This window comes from Roseovarius marisflavi (assembly GCF_900142625.1).
GTDB lineage: Bacteria > Pseudomonadota > Alphaproteobacteria > Rhodobacterales > Rhodobacteraceae > Roseovarius > Roseovarius marisflavi.
On record NZ_FRBN01000009.1, the window covers coordinates 122,868 to 139,144 of the forward strand.

At 60.9% G+C, this 16,277-nt stretch carries 16 protein-coding genes; 9 read left to right on the forward strand and 7 right to left on the reverse strand.

The window, feature by feature from the left end:
* Positions 1-27: 27 nt before the first annotated feature.
* Both BUB78_RS10195 and BUB78_RS10200 read right to left on the reverse strand, forming a co-directional pair.
* Positions 28-387, reverse strand: a complete 360-nt coding sequence (locus tag BUB78_RS10195) for a hypothetical protein (RefSeq protein ID WP_073197748.1) — start codon at positions 385-387, stop codon at positions 28-30.
* A 36-nt stretch (positions 388-423) separates the two neighbouring features.
* Positions 424-1,143 carry a DUF599 domain-containing protein gene (locus BUB78_RS10200; protein ID WP_073197811.1) on the reverse strand — a complete coding sequence of 240 codons (720 nt, stop codon included), beginning with the start codon at positions 1,141-1,143 and terminating at the stop codon, positions 424-426.
* 83 nt (positions 1,144-1,226) lie between these two features.
* On the opposite strand from BUB78_RS10200, the gene BUB78_RS10205 reads away from it, so the two are divergent.
* The 6 genes from BUB78_RS10205 (at position 1,227) to BUB78_RS10230 (ending at position 7,507) form a co-directional block, all read left to right on the forward strand.
* Positions 1,227-2,666 (forward strand): FAD-linked oxidase C-terminal domain-containing protein, encoded by a 1,440-nt coding sequence (locus BUB78_RS10205; protein ID WP_073197751.1) that lies wholly within the window; start codon positions 1,227-1,229, stop codon positions 2,664-2,666.
* Positions 2,667-2,689: 23 nt separating this feature from the next.
* Positions 2,690-3,835, forward strand: a complete 1,146-nt coding sequence (gene glcE, locus BUB78_RS10210) for a glycolate oxidase subunit GlcE (RefSeq protein WP_073197813.1) — start codon at positions 2,690-2,692, stop codon at positions 3,833-3,835.
* Between the two features lie 59 nt (positions 3,836-3,894).
* Complete coding sequence (gene glcF / locus BUB78_RS10215) at positions 3,895-5,217, forward strand: glycolate oxidase subunit GlcF (RefSeq protein ID WP_073197753.1); 1,323 nt, start codon at positions 3,895-3,897, stop codon at positions 5,215-5,217.
* Between the two features lie 61 nt (positions 5,218-5,278).
* Positions 5,279-6,085 carry a trypsin-like serine peptidase gene (locus tag BUB78_RS10220; protein ID WP_073197755.1) on the forward strand — a complete coding sequence of 269 codons (807 nt, stop codon included), beginning with the start codon at positions 5,279-5,281 and terminating at the stop codon, positions 6,083-6,085.
* Entirely contained in the window at positions 6,082-6,900 is an 819-nt protein-coding gene (locus BUB78_RS10225; protein ID WP_073197757.1) for a trypsin-like serine peptidase, read from the forward strand. Before BUB78_RS10220 ends, BUB78_RS10225 begins: the two co-directional genes overlap by 4 nt.
* A 139-nt stretch (positions 6,901-7,039) precedes the next feature.
* Complete coding sequence (locus tag BUB78_RS10230; protein ID WP_073197815.1) at positions 7,040-7,507, forward strand: Hsp20 family protein; 468 nt, start codon at positions 7,040-7,042, stop codon at positions 7,505-7,507.
* Between the two features lie 81 nt (positions 7,508-7,588).
* On the opposite strand, the gene BUB78_RS10235 is transcribed toward BUB78_RS10230, so the two are convergent.
* Together BUB78_RS10235 and BUB78_RS10240 are read right to left on the reverse strand one after the other, a co-directional pair.
* Positions 7,589-8,830, reverse strand: a complete 1,242-nt coding sequence (locus BUB78_RS10235) for an META domain-containing protein (protein ID WP_073197760.1) — start codon at positions 8,828-8,830, stop codon at positions 7,589-7,591.
* A gap of 77 nt (positions 8,831-8,907) precedes the next feature.
* The gene (locus tag BUB78_RS10240) at positions 8,908-10,380 is read right to left on the reverse strand and encodes an NAD-dependent succinate-semialdehyde dehydrogenase (RefSeq protein ID WP_073197762.1); all 1,473 of its coding nucleotides are present in this window, start codon (positions 10,378-10,380) and stop codon (positions 8,908-8,910) included.
* An 87-nt stretch (positions 10,381-10,467) separates the two neighbouring features.
* On the opposite strand from BUB78_RS10240, the gene BUB78_RS10245 reads away from it, so the two are divergent.
* Together BUB78_RS10245 and BUB78_RS10250 are read left to right on the forward strand one after the other, a co-directional pair.
* On the forward strand, positions 10,468-11,256 hold the full coding sequence (locus BUB78_RS10245) for an alpha/beta hydrolase (protein ID WP_073197764.1): 789 nt from the start codon (positions 10,468-10,470) through the stop codon (positions 11,254-11,256).
* A gap of 90 nt (positions 11,257-11,346) precedes the next feature.
* A complete protein-coding gene (locus BUB78_RS10250; RefSeq protein ID WP_073197767.1) occupies positions 11,347-12,579 on the forward strand; it encodes an MFS transporter in 1,233 nt (410 codons plus the stop codon).
* On the opposite strand, the gene BUB78_RS10255 is transcribed toward BUB78_RS10250, so the two are convergent.
* The 3 genes from BUB78_RS10255 to BUB78_RS10265 are packed head-to-tail and all read right to left on the reverse strand — an operon-like array spanning position 12,580 to position 15,415.
* A complete protein-coding gene (locus tag BUB78_RS10255) occupies positions 12,580-13,506 on the reverse strand; it encodes an alpha/beta fold hydrolase (RefSeq protein WP_073197769.1) in 927 nt (308 codons plus the stop codon). It abuts the gene before it with no gap.
* Positions 13,503-14,420, reverse strand: a complete 918-nt coding sequence (locus BUB78_RS10260; RefSeq protein ID WP_073197771.1) for an ornithine cyclodeaminase family protein — start codon at positions 14,418-14,420, stop codon at positions 13,503-13,505. The genes BUB78_RS10255 and BUB78_RS10260 overlap by 4 nt, the downstream gene beginning before the upstream one ends.
* A 26-nt stretch (positions 14,421-14,446) precedes the next feature.
* Positions 14,447-15,415 carry a DMT family transporter gene (locus BUB78_RS10265; protein ID WP_073197773.1) on the reverse strand — a complete coding sequence of 323 codons (969 nt, stop codon included), beginning with the start codon at positions 15,413-15,415 and terminating at the stop codon, positions 14,447-14,449.
* 215 nt (positions 15,416-15,630) lie between these two features.
* On the opposite strand from BUB78_RS10265, the gene BUB78_RS20090 reads away from it, so the two are divergent.
* The coding region (locus tag BUB78_RS20090; RefSeq protein ID WP_170865045.1) for a helix-turn-helix domain-containing protein at positions 15,631-16,277 on the forward strand (647 nt) is incomplete at its 3' end.

Here is a 16,277-nt window from a genome sequence, read left to right on the forward strand (position 1 = left end):
CTAGCCAGCCCTCACAGGCTGTCTCGGTTATGGCTCTAGCGTGACGCGCAGGGTATCGCCAGCCCAGCCATCAACCGAACAATGCGGGCGCACGAAGATCTCGCGGGTTCCGTCGGGCAGGGAAAGATTGGTCAGCGACCGGGTAAAGGGCTGTTCGTTGACATGCGGGTGATGCAGGATGCGATAGCCAAGGCGATTGCCGGCGTTATCCAGCACCTCCCAGCCGTCAACATAATGCTCCCATCCGCTATCGGGATGTTCGACCGTGACATCCACACGCCAGGCCATGCCTGATTTCTCGACTTTGACGTCAAGCACTTTGGGTTCATGCGCGGAGGCAGCAGAGGCCAGGGCAAGGGCGGAGAGGATAAGGCTGATCTGTTTCATGGCGCGCAATATAACCCATTCTGCGGGGAATAACATTCACGTCTGTGTGTGAGTCGTAGCGTCATCGGGTTGCATCAGAACGGCGCGCGACTGCGAGGCGAATTCACGGCGCAACAGCAGCAGCACGGTCACAGCGGTAGCCACCAAAAGCGCCTCTGACCCCAAAAGCCAAGCGGCGGTGGCCAGGGCAAAGTAAAGCGACCGCAGACCGCGATTGAACCCGCGCGCGGCGGTAATGTTGATCTCGCCCGCCTTGCGCGCCCGGACAATGGCACGGGGATCACTGGCGTCGTTGGGCACGGCGGCCATCACAACGGCGCAATAGCCGAACAACCTGTTCGACCAGACGAATTTGAGAAAGGCATTGGCGAGAAACAGCAGGATGACGAGAATCTTGAGTTCCCACACGACGATAGGCTCTTGTCCGGGGGTAAGATCGCCCGCAATCCCGATCACCCGGTCAAGATCCCCCAAAAGCGCCAGTGACCCGCCAATCGCAATCAGGGTGGCCGAGGCAAAGAACGATGTGCCCTGTCGCAGGGTGCCAAGGATATGGGCGTCAAAGATGCGCGGATCGCGGGTAATCATCACGACCATCCATTCGCGCCGATACTGCGCCATAAGGCGCGACACGGAGGGGCGGCCTTTGGGGGCGTGATCAATCGCAAAGCCGGTGATCGCCCACGACCCGAACAACAGCGCAAGCGCCGCCATATCGAGGCCATTAAAATAGGCAAAAGGTTCAGTCCATGTCATGGTGGCACAGTACCGCCGGAAGGTTTGACTTGCCATAAGCAAAAATTGGTTATATTTTATTACCAATCATAGGGAGTGCGACCATGGAAATGCCAACCCCAAAGCCGGAAATCATCGCCAAAAAGGCCGAGCTTATCAAGCGCTTGCAAGAGGTTATGCCGAATGACGCGGTGATTTCTGATCCGTCGGAAACCCGCGTTTACGAATGTGATGCTCTGACGGCTTATAAGTGCGCTCCCCTGCTGGCCGTTCTGCCGGCAAGCACGAAAGAGGTATCTGATACGCTTCGGATCTGCCACGAGATGGGCGTGCCGGTTGTGCCGCGCGGCTCTGGCACCTCTCTGGCGGGCGGGGCCTTGCCGACCGCCGATAGCGTGATTCTCGGGGTCGCGCGCCTGAGTGACGTGCTTGAAACCGATTACGAGAACCGCTTTATCAAGGTTCAGACCGGACGCACCAACCTGAGCGTGACCGGCGCAGTCGAGGAAAACGGCTTTTTCTACGCTCCCGATCCGTCATCCCAGCTTGCCTGTGCAATCGCCGGCAATATCGCGATGAATTCGGGCGGGGCGCATTGTCTGAAATACGGGGTGACGACCAATAACCTGATGGGCGTCACCATGGTGCTTATGGATGGCACCGTGACCGAGATCGGCGGGACGTTCCTTGATGCCGAGGGCCTTGATCTTTTGGGGCTTATCTGTGGCTCTGAAGGACAGCTTGGCGTTGTCACCGAGGCGACCCTGCGCATCCTGCACAAGCCCGAAGGCGCGCGCCCCGTGTTGATCGGGTTTGACAGCAATGAAGTGGCCGGCGCCTGTGTGTCAGACATCATCAGGGCGGGCGTTCTGCCGGTGGCTATCGAATTCATGGATCGCCCCTGCATCGAGGCCACCGAGGATTTTGCCAAGGCCGGCTATCCGATGTGCGAGGCGCTTTTGATCGTCGAGGTCGAGGGCTCGGATGCCGAGATCGACGAACAGCTAGCCCTGATCGAAGAGATCGCGCGCCGTCACAACCCGGTCGAGCTGCGCCAGAGCCGCTCGGCCGAGGAAAGCGCCAAGATCTGGCTGGGCCGCAAATCGGCCTTTGGGGCGATGGGACAGATCAACGATTACATGTGCCTCGATGGCACGATTCCGGTTAGCGAGCTGCCGCATGTCCTCAAGCGGATTGGCGAGATGAGCAAGGAATTCGGCCTTGATGTCGCCAATGTGTTTCACGCGGGCGATGGCAACATGCACCCGCTGATCCTGTTTGATGCCAACAAGCCCGGCGATCTTGAGCTGTGCGAAGATTTCGGGGCCGAAATCCTCAAGCTGTGTGTTGAGGTCGGCGGTTGTCTGACTGGCGAGCATGGGGTTGGCATCGAGAAGCGTGATCTTATGACCTACCAATATGCCCCCGCCGATCTTGAAGCGCAGATGGCGGTCAAGGACGTGTTCGACGCCAAGTGGCTTCTGAATCCGGCCAAGGTCTTTCCGCTTTTGTCCTCGGATTCGCATCGCGACGTGGCCGCCTGATCGGCGAAAGGATTTCCAACATGCTGACACCCAAAACCGAGGACGATCTTGCCCGGATCGTCGCCGAGGCCGACGCGCCGCTGCGTATTCAGGGCGGTGGCACCCGCCCTATCGGGACGCCCACCCGCGGCACGGTCCTGAGCACCAGCGCCCTGTCGGGGATCGAGCTATATGAGCCCGGATCGCTGACACTTGTGGCCAAGGCCGGCACGCCTGTGGCCGAGATCGAGGCCGCTTTGGCTGTCGAGGGGCAACGCCTTGCTTTTGAGCCGATGGATCACCGCGGATTGCTGGGCACCACCGGCACACCGACGATTGGCGGGGTGGCGGCGGCAAATGTCAGCGGTCCGCGACGCATTCAATCCGGCGCGGCGCGTGATTTCATGCTTGGCGTGCGCTTTGTCGATGGCCGCGGGCAGATCATCAAGAACGGTGGTCGGGTGATGAAGAACGTCACCGGCTATGATCTGGTCAAGCTGATGGCCGGCAGTTACGGCACATTGGGCGTACTGACCGAAGTGTCGCTCAAGGTGCTTCCGAAGCCGCGCGCTAGCGGTGTGATGCTGATCGAAGGATTGACCGATGACCTGGCGGTCACAGCGCTAAGTCGCGCGCTTGGCTCGCCCTATGAAGTGAGCGGGGCGGCGCATCTGCAAAAGGGTCTGGACGGGGCGCCGGTAACGATGATCCGGCTTGAGGGGTTTGAAAGTTCGGTCGCGTATCGCGCCGAAGCATTGGGCAAGGTTCTGGCGGGATTCGGAGATTTCACGCTGGAAACCGACCCGGCGAAAACCGCCGCAGGCTGGGAGTATATTCGTGACGTAATGCCGTTTCAGGGACGCGACGGCGATGTCTGGCGGCTATCGGTCAAGCCGAGTGACGCACCAGGGGTCGTGGCCAGCCTGTCCGGGGCAGAGGCGTTTTATGACTGGGGTGGCGGTCTTGTCTGGCTTTTGGCGCCAGAGGGGTCGGGCGTGAATGCGGCCAGTATCCGCGCCGCCGTTGGGCGTATTGGCGGGCATGCCACCCTGATCCGCGGCAACACGTCGGCGGGTGCGTTCCAGCCGCTTTCGCCCGCTGTGGCCGCGCTTCAGGACGGGCTGCGCCGGAAATTCGACCCAAGGCAAATTCTCAATCCAGGACTTATGACACAGGGACAGGCGGCCTGAGCGGCCCGCCGACCCCGTCGCCCGTTTGGGCCTGAAACCGCATAGATGGTGGCATAGATATGAAAACCGAATTTACCGCAGAACAGCTGAAAGACCCGAAAATCACGCGCGCGAACGAAATTCTGCGCTCTTGCGTGCATTGCGGGTTCTGCACCGCGACCTGCCCCACCTACCAGGTGCTTGGCGACGAACTTGATAGCCCGCGAGGCCGGATTTACCTGATCAAGGATATGCTTGAAAACAACCGCGTGCCGGATGCCAAGACGGTCAAGCATATTGATCGCTGCCTGTCCTGTCTGGCCTGTATGACGACCTGTCCGTCGGGGGTGCATTACATGCATCTTGTTGATCACGCACGGGAATATATCGAGGAACGCTACAAGCGCCCGCTTGGTGATCGCGCGCTGCGCTGGCTCTTGGCGCGTATCCTGCCCTATCCGACGCGGTTTCGCCTTGCCCTGTTGGGGGCCAAGATCGGGCGGCCCTTTGCACGGCTGATGCCCGATGCACGGCTGCGCGCGATGCTTGAAATGGCGCCCAGGCAAATCCCGCCGGTCAGCCGCAATGACGACCCGCAAAGCTTTGCGCCCAAGGGCGCGCGTAAAAAGCGGGTGGCGCTGATGACGGGCTGTGCGCAAAAGGCGCTCAATACCGATATCAACGACGCCACGATCCGGCTTTTGACGCGGCTTGGCTGCGAGGTTGTGGTGGCAGAGGGCGCCGGGTGCTGTGGCGCTCTGACGCATCACATGGGCAAATCCGACGAAAGCCACCGCACCGCCGCCAAAAATATCCGCGCCTGGGCGCGGGAAATGGATGGCGAGGGGCTTGATGCGATCGTGATCAACACCTCGGGCTGTGGCACCACGGTCAAGGATTACGGCCATATGTTCCGCCATGACGCGCTTGCTAGTGATGCCGCGCGGGTGTCGGGCATCGCGATGGATGTCTCAGAGGTTCTGATGCAGCTTGACCTGCCGACGGGCGGCGCGCCGGAGATGACCGTCGCCTATCACGCAGCCTGTTCTTTGCAGCACGGCCAACAGATCAAGACCTACCCCAAGGACCTGTTGAAACGGGCCGGGTTTGGCGTGGTTGAACCGACCGATAGCCACCTTTGCTGTGGCTCAGCGGGCACCTATAACCTGATGCAGCCGGAAATCTCGAAGCAACTCAAGGAACGCAAGGTGCGCACGCTTGAGGCCAGGAACCCCGATGTGATCGCGGCCGGCAATATCGGTTGCATGATGCAGATCGGGTCGGCCACCGGGGTGCCGATTGTGCATACTGTCGAGCTTTTGGACTGGGCCACAGGCGGGCCAAAACCGCCCGCGATGGAGCGCGCGGCGCAGGGTATGACCGGGGTTCCCATTCTACGTTAATGCGCCCAATTTTGGCCCCAAAAACCTGTTAACCCACGTGTAGTACACTTCCGGAGGGGCCATGCTGCGCACGATATATCTGTCGCTGTCGATCTTGCTGTTTGCGAATGGCGCATGGGCACAGGATAGCCGCCTTGAGCGACTGGATACCGGCGATGACACCCGTCAGTGGGAGGCGGTTGGCCGCCTTGAACTGGCCGGCAAGGGGTTTTGCACCGGCTCTCTGGTCGCGCCCGATCTGGTTTTGACAGCGGCGCATTGCCTTTATGACAAGACAAGCGGCATCCGGATTGATCCGGCGCAGATCGAATTCAAGGCCGGGTGGCGCAACGGGCGCGCTGCGGCCTATCGTTCGGTCCGGCGCGCGGTGACCCATCCCGACTATGATTTTGCCAGTGGCGTGACGGCGGAACGCGTGCGCCACGATGTAGCCCTGTTAGAGCTCCACCATCCGATCAAGAATACCCGCGTGACCCCGTTTGAAACCGACGAACGCCCGCGCAAGGGCCAGAGAATCGGCGTTGTCAGCTATGGCGAGGACCGCGCCGAGGCACCTTCGCTTCAGAATATATGTGAGGTTCTGGCCCGCCAGCAAGGTGTGCTGGTGATGTCCTGCGACGTCATTTACGGATCATCCGGCGCGCCGATCTTTAGCTTTGAGGGCGGCACGCCGCGTATCGTCTCGGTGGTATCGGCCATGGCCGAGGTGGACGGGCGCAAGGTTTCGCTTGGCACGCAGCTTGATGATCCGCTGCGGGTTCTGCGCGCCGCTTTGGATGCGGGTCAGGGCGTGTTTCAGGACGCCGCCCCGAAGATGTTCACCAGCGGCACAAATCGCAATACCGGGGCCAAGTTCTTAAAGCCATGACAGTGTTGCGCACCCTTCTGCCGATTATCCTTGCCATGCTCTTGCCTGCCAGCGGCGCACTGGCCGAAACCAGTGGTCTTATCCGGCTGACCGACCGTGATGATCTTTTCGGATGGGAGGCCGTGGGCCGTGTCGATATCGGCAAGGGCGGCTTTTGCACCGGCGTTCTGATCGCCCCTGACCAGGTGCTGACAGCCGCGCATTGCGTCTATGACAAACAGGGAAGAGCGGTTGATGCCGCCGAAATCCACTTTCGCGCCGGGCTGCGCGACGGGGTGGTCATCGCCGAACGCGGCGTGGCCCGCTACGTCGCGGCCAGGGGCTATGATCCGCGTGCAGGGATGACTGCCGAGAATATCCGCCGGGATGTCGCCCTTTTAGAGCTTTCAGAGCCGATTCCGGCCTCGATCGCTGCGCCTTTTCGCCTGCATGGCCGTGGCACCAAGGGACAGCGCGTCAGCGTCGTCTCCTACGGCGCCAACCGCGACAAAGCCCCTTCATGGCAACGCGAATGCGGGCTGAACTGGCGCGCAGAGGGGATCATGGAATTCAATTGCGACGTGATCTTCGGCTCGTCCGGCGCGCCGGTCTTTGCCCGCGATGGAAACCGCGCGCGTATTCTCTCGCTGGTCAGTGGCGGTAATTGGGACAGCGCCGAAAAGATCGCCTATGGCATGGACCTGCCTGACGTGGTTGCGACCCTCAAGCGTGACCTGCGGGCGGCCTTGCCTGCGACGGCGGCCGACACAGGGTTTCGACGGATCGAAGTTGGCACCAACCGGCGTGCCTCGGGTGCGAAATTCGCCAAACCCTGATCTCTGCATGGCAGGTCTTGAAACCGCAAAATAGGCCCCCCAAATTATAGATATCCGGTGCCGCCTCGCGGGCCGGACATATCCATGCCTGTCCCCTCAGGGAAGGCACACATCAGGTATCGCTCAATGGAGGATGACCATGCGAAATTTTGACCTTGCCCCGCTTTACCGGGCCACTGTTGGCTTTGACCAGATCGCAGACATGATGGACCGGGTTCTATCAAGCGATGTCGCCCAGCCGACCTATCCGCCTTATAACATCGAGAAAACCGCCGATGATGCCTATCGCATTTCCATCGCCGTTGCCGGGTTTTCCGGCCCCGATCTGTCGGTTGAGGTAAAAGACCGCGCGCTTGTGGTCTCGGCCCGCAAGGCCGAGGATGATGACGCCCGCACCTATCTGCATCGCGGCATTGCGACGCGCGCCTTCGAGCGCCGCTTTCATCTTGCCGATCATGTGCGCGTGACCGGGGCCACCCATGCCGATGGTATGCTGCATATCGACCTGATGCGCGAGATGCCCGAAGCGCTCAAGCCGCGCCAGATCGAGATTGCCAGCGGTGACGCCGTGAAACAGGACGTGGTCGACGCCAAAAGCGTCAACTAGGCCCACCACGGGTTAGCCGATGAACGTGCCGCCGCCGGGATGCCGGTGGCGGCATTTGTCTTTGACGCAAGCACTCATGGGTCAGGGGCGGCGCGCCATCAACAGCGGCGCGGCGCTTTGATCGCCGATGAGGTAGAGCGCGCCGTCATCCGCGATGTCAAAGCGGGTCACCTGTTCAAGCGCATCCAGCATCCGGCGTTCCTGTTCCATAAGCGGCGCAGGGCAGGCCATCATCGTGCTGCCCATTGCGCCGAAATGCATCCCCTCGCCGGTCAGACTAAACCCGCCGACCATTCGGTTGCATCCTGTGCTGCCAGCCACGCGATCGGGCGCGACAAAGTTCAGCGTCAATCGCTCTGGTTCGACCAGCGGGCTATCGCCAAGGCGCATCACCTGCCAGACCGCTCCGGTCAGCAACTCCAACGGGTTGCCGCCGCAGCCCCGGAATTCACGGTCGCCGAGGGCCAATAGCGCGGTATGGGGGTGCGGCATGCCGGTGGCATCATCCTTGCAAATCCGGTCATGGACCGTAAGCCGCGCGCCCGCAGAGGGCATGTAAAACGTATAGGCGCCGGGGGTGACCTGCACATCGGGGCGCGCGGCGCTGCGACGGATTTCGCCATAATCGGCGGTGATTTCGGCACTGTCGCCATCAAACACAACCGACCACCCCGGCTCGTTTCCGCCCGCACGATAGGCTGCGCGATGTGGCGGCTCTGTCTTTTGGCAGTCCGGTAGGTCGCGCCCCTCAAGGCGGATCACCGTCATATTGCCGTCGGTGGTGACCTCTGTTTCGGGATCATTCACGCCGACATAGCGCCCACCGGCAGCCGATTCAACGGCGGCAAGTGTGATATCGCGACCCTCGGAACGCAGGATCATTTCCCGACCCAGGAGCCCGACTGAAACCGCCAGGTCGCCACAGGTAAAATCGACGGCAAACGCCATCGGCGTGACCGGTTCGAGGATCAGGGTACCAAGGTCAAGCGGCTCACTTCCCGCGCCGAACCCCACATCACGCAGAACCCAGCGGGGCTGACCCTGAATGTGAATGACCGTGCTCAGACGCCCGGAAAGATCAGCGGGCACCGTAACCTCGAAGCCAAGCGGCACCTGCTGGCCATCGGCGCTGACGGTGGTCTCGCCAAGCATGCTTCCAAAGTGGCCCTCAACGACCACGGTGGCGCGCGCTTCGGGTGGCAGGGCGATGCGTTGCGCATAGCCAAGTCCGCCCTTGATGATGCGGGCGCCGTCGTCTTGCGCAGAGGCGGAGACCGGCGATATCAGGGCCATGAGACAGGCCAAGGCAATGAGGCGGGACATCTGTTGCTTCCTTTGCGCGGACGGGTCGTTGTACCCTATCCTAGCCATTGCCCCGCCCATGGTCGAGTGCCGCGTTATCAGACGCTCATGCAGATGTATTTCATTTCAAGGAAGTCCTCGATGCCGTGATGGCTGCCTTCGCGACCAAGGCCCGATTGCTTGACCCCGCCAAAGGGCGCGACTTCGGTTGAAATGATGCCGGTGTTGACACCGACGATGCCATATTCAAGCGCTTCGGCGACCTTGTAGACGCGGCTCAGGTCCTTGGCGTAGAAATAGCTCGCCAGACCAAAGATCGTGTCATTGGCCATGGCAATCACGTCATCCTCGTTCTCGAACTTGAAGAGCGGCGCGAAGGGGCCAAAGGTTTCATCGGTGGCAACCTGCATCTCCTGCGTAGCGCCGGTGATGATGGTCGGCGGAAGGAAAAAGCCCTCACCCTGCATCGGGTCACCGCCGCCAAGGATCACTTGCGCGCCCTTGGCCTTGGCATCCGCCACGTGTTCCTGAACCTTGGTGATGGCATCGGAATTGATCAGCGGCCCAAGGGCAACGCCGTCTTCCATGCCGTCACCGATCTTGAGGTTGCTGACCGCCACCTTGAGCTTTTCGGCAAAGGCATCGTAAACGCCGGCCTGCACGTAAATCCGGTTGGCACAGACACAGGTCTGGCCGTTATTGCGGAATTTGCACAGGATTGCGCCCTCGACGGCGGCATCAAGATCGGCATCGTCAAACACGATGAACGGCGCGTTGCCGCCCAGTTCCATCGAGCATTTCATCACCTGATCGGCGGCCTGACGTAAAAGGATACGCCCCACTTCGGTCGAGCCGGTAAAGGTGATCTTGCGCACGGCGGGGTTTTCACAGAATTCCTTGCCGATGTCGGAGGAGCGCGACGAGGGCACAATGTTGAACACGCCCGCCGGAATGCCCGCGCGTTCGGCCAGCACCGCCATGACGGTGGCCGAAAGCGGTGTTTCCGCCGCCGGACGACCGACAAAGGCACAGCCCGCCGCAAGCGCCGGCGCGGCCTTACGGGTGATCATCGCGTTGGGAAAGTTCCACGGCGTGATCGAGGCGACAACACCGATCGGCTGTTTGATCACGGTGATGCGTTTGTCGCGCTGATGGCCGGGGATGGTTTCGCCGTAGATGCGCTTGGCCTCTTCGCCGAAGAACTCGATGAAGGCCGCGCCATAGGCGATCTCGCCCTTGGCTTCGGCAAGCGGCTTGCCCTGTTCGGCGGTCAGGATAACGCCCAGATCATGCTGGTTTTCCATCATCAGGTCGAAGAACTTGCGCATGACAGCGGCCCGTTCCTTGCCGGTCCATTTCGCCCATTCCTTTTGCGCAGCCGCGGCCGCGGCGATGGCACGGGCCACCTGCGCACGGCTCAAATCGGCAACATTTGCAATCACGTCGCCCCGCGCGGGGTTGGTGACCTCGAATGTCCCGTTATCACCATCAACCCATTCGCCGCCGATATAGGCCTTTTCGGCCAGAAGGCTGGGGTCTTTGAGCATGGATTTCAGATCGGTCTTGGTCATGGCGCAGTCGCCTCCTGTCTTTTCATCTCGCAAAGGCAAAGCACCTTGGGGTAGGAATGTCTAGGCCCAGACAGGAAGGAAAGCGGTGTGAAACTGGATGATGCATATGCCAATGTCCCCTATATTCCGGGGGGCACAGAGTATCCCGCACGCTGGAGCGCCGAGGCGCAGGCATTTCGTGACGCGCGTGTGGCAGAGGGGCGGGCCGAGCTTGGCATCTCCTATGGCCCGAGCGAACGGCAGGCGTTTGACCTGTTTCATCCCGAGGGCACAGCCAAGGGTTTGATGGTCTTCGTGCATGGCGGATACTGGATCAGGTTTCATCGCTCGTTCTGGTCGCATCTGGCGGCGGGCGCGCTTGCGAGGGGCTGGGCGGTGGCGATGCCGTCTTATGACCTGTGCCCCGAGGTACGGATCGCCGATATCACGGCACAGATCGCGCGCGCGGTGACGGCGGCGGCAGGGCGCTTTGACGGGCCGATTGCCCTGGTCGGGCATTCGGCGGGCGGGCATCTTGTGGCGCGGATGGGCATGCCTGGGGTCTTGCCCAAAGAGGTGGCCGCACGGTTGCATCATGTCATGCCGATTTCGCCGGTCTCTGATCTGCGCCCCTTGTTAGAGACCTCGATGAACGCCGATTTCCGGCTTGATCTGGCCGCAGCCGAGGCCGAAAGCCCGGCCCTCATGGCGCCACCGAGCGTGCCGGTCACCGTCTGGGTCGGCGCCGATGAACGGCCCGTTTTCCTTGATCAGGCGCAATGGCTTGCCGAGGCTTGGGGCGCCGCGCATCACGTGGCCGAAGACCGTCACCATTTCGATATCATCGAGGCGCTCTGCGATCCCGATAGCGCTATGATGGATCAATTGCTGGGCTGACGCGCCCTTGTGATGCGCCCCATCACAAAGGCTGAATTGACGGGCGGGTCAGGGGCCCTAAACTGCGGCGGAATTCGCTGAAAGAGCATCATGCAGAAATCGGCCCCCCTGTTCACCCCCGTCCTTGTTGCGGGCTGTACGATCATTTTGATTTCCTTCGCCATTCGCGGGTCATTCGGGGTGTTCCAGATCCCGATCGCGGCCGAGTTCAACTGGCCCCGCGCGGAATTTTCGCTTGCCATTGCCATTCAAAACCTCGCCTGGGGCTTTGGTCAGCCGTTCTTTGGCGCATTGGCCGAAAAGATGGGCGACCGCAAGGCGATCGTGATTGGCGCGCTGACCTATGCGGCGGGGTTGGTTTTATCGTCTTTCGCGGTCACGCCCGAGGCGCATCATCTTTATGAAATCCTTGTTGGCTTTGGCATTGCCGGCACTGGCTTTGGGGTGATCCTTGCGGTGGTCGGGCGGGCAAGTTCGGATGAAAACCGCTCGATGAGCCTTGCCATCGCCACCGCCGCCGGGTCGGCCGGTCAGGTCTTTGGCGCGCCGGTGGCCGAGTACCTTTTGGGCATGATGACATGGCAAATGGTGTTCCTGATCTTTGCCGCCGTCATTCTGGCAAGCCTCGCGGTCCTGCCGCTGATGCGTGCGCCAGAGCCAGTCAATCGCGCCGTGCTAGAGGAGTCGATGGGCGCGATCCTGCGTAAGGCCTTTCGCGATCCGTCCTATACCCTGATCTTTCTGGGTTTTTTCAGCTGCGGCTATCAGCTTGGGTTTATCACCGCGCATTTCCCGGCCTTCGTGACCGAGTTATGCGGCCCCATTGCCCCCGGCGGCGCGCTGCACAGCATGGGCATCACCACCACCTCGGCGCTAGGGGCGGTGGCAATTTCGCTGATCGGGCTGGCCAATATCGTCGGCACGCTGACCGCCGGGTGGCTGGGCAAGCGGTATTCCAAGAAAAATCTGCTGGCGATGATCTATCTGGGCCGCACCCTGATTTCGGCGGCCTTCATCATGACACCCATCACGCCCGCGACGGTGTTGTTGTTCTCGGTCTCGATGGGCGCGCTCTGGCTGGCGACCGTGCCTTTGACCAGCGGATTGATCGCGCATCTCTATGGGCTTCGCTACATGGGCACGCTTTACGGGATTGTGTTCTTTTCCCACCAGCTCGGGAGCTTCATGGGCGTCTGGCTTGGGGGCAAGCTCTATGATCTAAACGGCGATTACACGCTGGTTTGGTGGATCGGCGTCGGCATCGGACTTTTCAGCGCCATCGTGCATTTGCCCGTGCGGGAACGCAGCCTTCAGGCCGCCTGATCAGTCGCGCATGAGATCGCGCATCGCGTGGATCACCTCGTCGCTATGGGTGTAGGTCAGGCCATGACCGGCGCCCTCGATCACCTCTTGGCGGGCGGCGCGGTTCAATTGCGCCAGATCGCCCATGCTGCTGAGCGGGATGATGGTATCTTCGCGGCCCCAGATCGCAAGCACCGGAACGCGGCTTTGGGAGATATCGCGATGCTCTTCGCGCAAATCCTCCGAGACCATACCGTTGATCGAAGCGATGACAGCGGGCACAAAGCCGCGATAGCGCAATTCGCCTTGTTGCAGGTCGACGATACCCTCGACCGAGATCGGCAAGTCGCGTTCTGCCTCGGTGCCCTCGCGGAAAGAGCGGGCGAAAAACGCCTGCATCGCCCAACGGCCAAGCGAACCGCCCTGGCTCACGCGCTCGGCCAGCGGCCCGAGATCATGGCCAAGCCCGGCAGGGGCAATCAGAACCAGTTGGCGCAGGCGTTCGGGAAACAGCGCGGCAAAGGCGGTGGCGACAGAACCGCCCATGGAATAGCCCAAAAGCGTGATGTCGCCGTCAATGCCCTGATCCTCAAGCAGCTCTTCAAGCTGGGTCACAAAGAAGGCCGAATCCTGCGGGCCGGACGGGCGATCGGAATAGCCGCGCCCGTAAAGATCATAGATCAGCACGCGAAAGCCAAGCGCCCCAAGCCCCGGCGTAAGGCCGTTCCACACGAAAGACGGCGTTGTCAGCCCATGTACACAAACCGCCACCGGCCCGCGCGTCGCCCCAAGCCAGCGGTAATGCGTGCGCCCGCGCGACAGGTCGGCAAATTTGCCCGGCGCTGAGCGGCGCGCCCTCTCGTCCATGCGCGGCTTGAGCGCCTCAATCACATAGGGCGCGGCGACCAAAAGCGCCAAAAGGCCAAGGATCAGCAAGAGCCAGATCATGCGGCGGCCCTCCAGGCATCAAGGATGTAGCGGCTTGTCATAAGATCGAGATGCGCACCGCCACCATTTTTGAACAGGGTGATTTCATCGTCAGAGCGGCGTTTGAATTGCGCGGGCTCATAGTAATCGGCCACAAGGTGATCACGGGTGATGACGCCCGCCTCAAGCGGGATCTTGATCTCGCCGATGTGGTCGACGGTGGTGTCATAGCTATCGACAAACACCCGAGCGCGTCGCAATGCGGCATCATCGGCTTCGCGCATGTCGGGGCGATAGGCGCCGATAAGGTCGATATGCTGGCCGGGTTGCAACCAGTCGCCCTTGATCAGCGGTTCGGTCGACATGGTGGCAGAGGTGACGATATCCGCGCCGCGCACCGCCGCTTCAAGATCGTCGGCGACGGTCATGCCGGGGCAATCGGCGGCCATCTTTTCGGCATTGGCGCGGGTGCGGTTCCAGACCGAAAAGCGGGCGTTCGGAAAGAGAGACCGATAGGCCTGCCAGAGATTGCGCCCGACGGTGCCGGCCCCCACGATCAGGATCGTTTCGCTATCGGGACGGGCAAGACGGGTGGCCGCAAAAAGGCTATCGCCGGCGGTTTTCCATTTGGTGACAAGGTGGAAATCGACAATTGCCTCAAGCATGCCGTTTTCATCGGAATAGAGATTGACCGCGCCGTTGATCATTGCCTCGCCCTTGTCGGAGTTGCGCGGAAAGATCGTGGCGGATTTCACCGCAAGCCCCATCCCGTCAATCCAGGCCGCACGATTGAGCAGGGTATCGGGATCGCGGTAAAGGAAGGTGTCGGCAATCTCGGCCTTGGGCAGGGCATGCCCGGCCTCGAAGGCGGCGCAGAGCCCGCGCCAGTCAAGATTGGCCTCGCCTTCGGTAAAAGGGATCATCGTGATGTTCATGCGCGGTCCTTTCTCGTCTTGCGGCGCTAACGCCGGTACGTCGGGGCGTCGGTGGCCAGAGTTTCATCCTTCACCGACTCGCGCCACAAAAGATAGAGCCCCGATCCGATGATCAGCGCAATACCGATCCATGCGCTGCGGTCGGGCCATGTGCCAAAAACCGTCACCCCCCACATGATTGCCATCGGCATCGCCACATATTCAAACGGCGCAGCAAAAGCGGCTTCGCTTAGCCGGTAGGCCTGGCTGATAAAGAGCCCGCCAAACAGGCCCGAGACGCCCAGCAAGATCAACAGCGGCCAGTCCCCGGGATCGATCGGTCCCCATACGCGCAGAAGGAAAGCAGCCGAGGGGTGATCGTAGTGGGCATAGCGGCCACCACCAGTGGCAAGCCCCATGGCGGTGCTGGCGACCAGAAAGGTAAGCATAATATAAATCGCCATGGTGGGCGCGGATTCGGTACCGCCGACCTTGCGGGCGACCATATGCATGACCGCATATAGCACCGCCGCGACCATTGGGAAAAGAGAGGCCACCTGAAACGCCGAAGTGCCGGGTTTGACGATGATCATCACCCCCACAAAGCCCACGATAATGGCGGCCCAGCGGCGCAAACCCACAGTTTCGCGCAGGAAAATGACCGAGAAGACGGTGATCACCAGTGGCGAGATGAAAAATACCGCGACCGCATCGGCGATGGGCATCGCCGAGAGGCCCAGAAACAAGAAGGTGTTGGCCAGCACCACGCAGATGCCGCGGAGCAGGTGAGCGCCCGGGCGACGGGTGCGAAGAACACTGAGACCGCCATTGAACGGCATGATCAGGGCGCAGAAGATGGTGATGGCGACGAGTGTGCGGATCAGCACAATCTGGTGCAGCGCGTAATCGCCGCTGAGAAACTTGATCCCCACATCATTAATCGAAAAACACATCACCGCCGCCAAGGCAAAGGCGGCGCCAATCAGGTTAGAGCGCTGAACGGTGGCGGTGGTCATGAAAATCCAAGGTTGCTGTTTTGTCCCCGCTAAAAGAGGTCACGATCCGCGCATTGTAAACCCCCGCAGCCCTGATCGTTCAGTCGTGGGTCAAGAGCGGGCTTTGAGTATTTGGGGAAGGATGAAAGGGTGTGGGGGTGAAGGGCTACTTCGAGCGGCGGTTTCAACGGGTCGATGCAACACTTTAATCTTTTGAGAGAGATGGAGTGATCATCATGAAGTATCGTCGCCGCATATTCTTCACGGACAAACAGAAGTCAGATATCTGGGATCGCTGGCAACGCGGAGAGTCGATGAGTTCGATTGGGCGGCTGTTTGATCGCGAGTCGTCTTCGATCTATCCGCTCCTTGCTCGCAGTGGCGGCATTCGCCCGCCGGACCGCGTCCGGTCCCGGCTTGCTCTGACACTTGCCGAGCGAGAGGAGATATCCAGAGGCTTGCGTGCGCAGGCCTCCCTGCGTTCAATTGCCCAAGCATTAAAGCGACCTGCATCCACAATCAGTCGCGAGGTCAGGCGTAATGGTGGCGCCAAACTTTACCGTGCAGCGCCCTCAGATGCCGCGGCCTGGGACCGTGCCCACCGCCCAAAGCCCTGCAAGTTGGCAGGCAAAGTCTATCTCTGTCGGGCGATATCAGCCAAGCTGACGCGCAAATGGTCCCCGCAACAAATTGCAGGCTGGTTGATGCGCAAACATCCTGATGAGGAAGATAAACGGGTCTCACATGAGACGATCTATCGAAGCCTGTTTATCCAGACGCGTGGCGTACTTAAGAAGGAGTTGCTGGCACATCTGCGGGCGACACGGTCCATTCGCCGATCCCGTCACGCCACATTGAAGCGTAGCGGACTGGGACGGTTCAA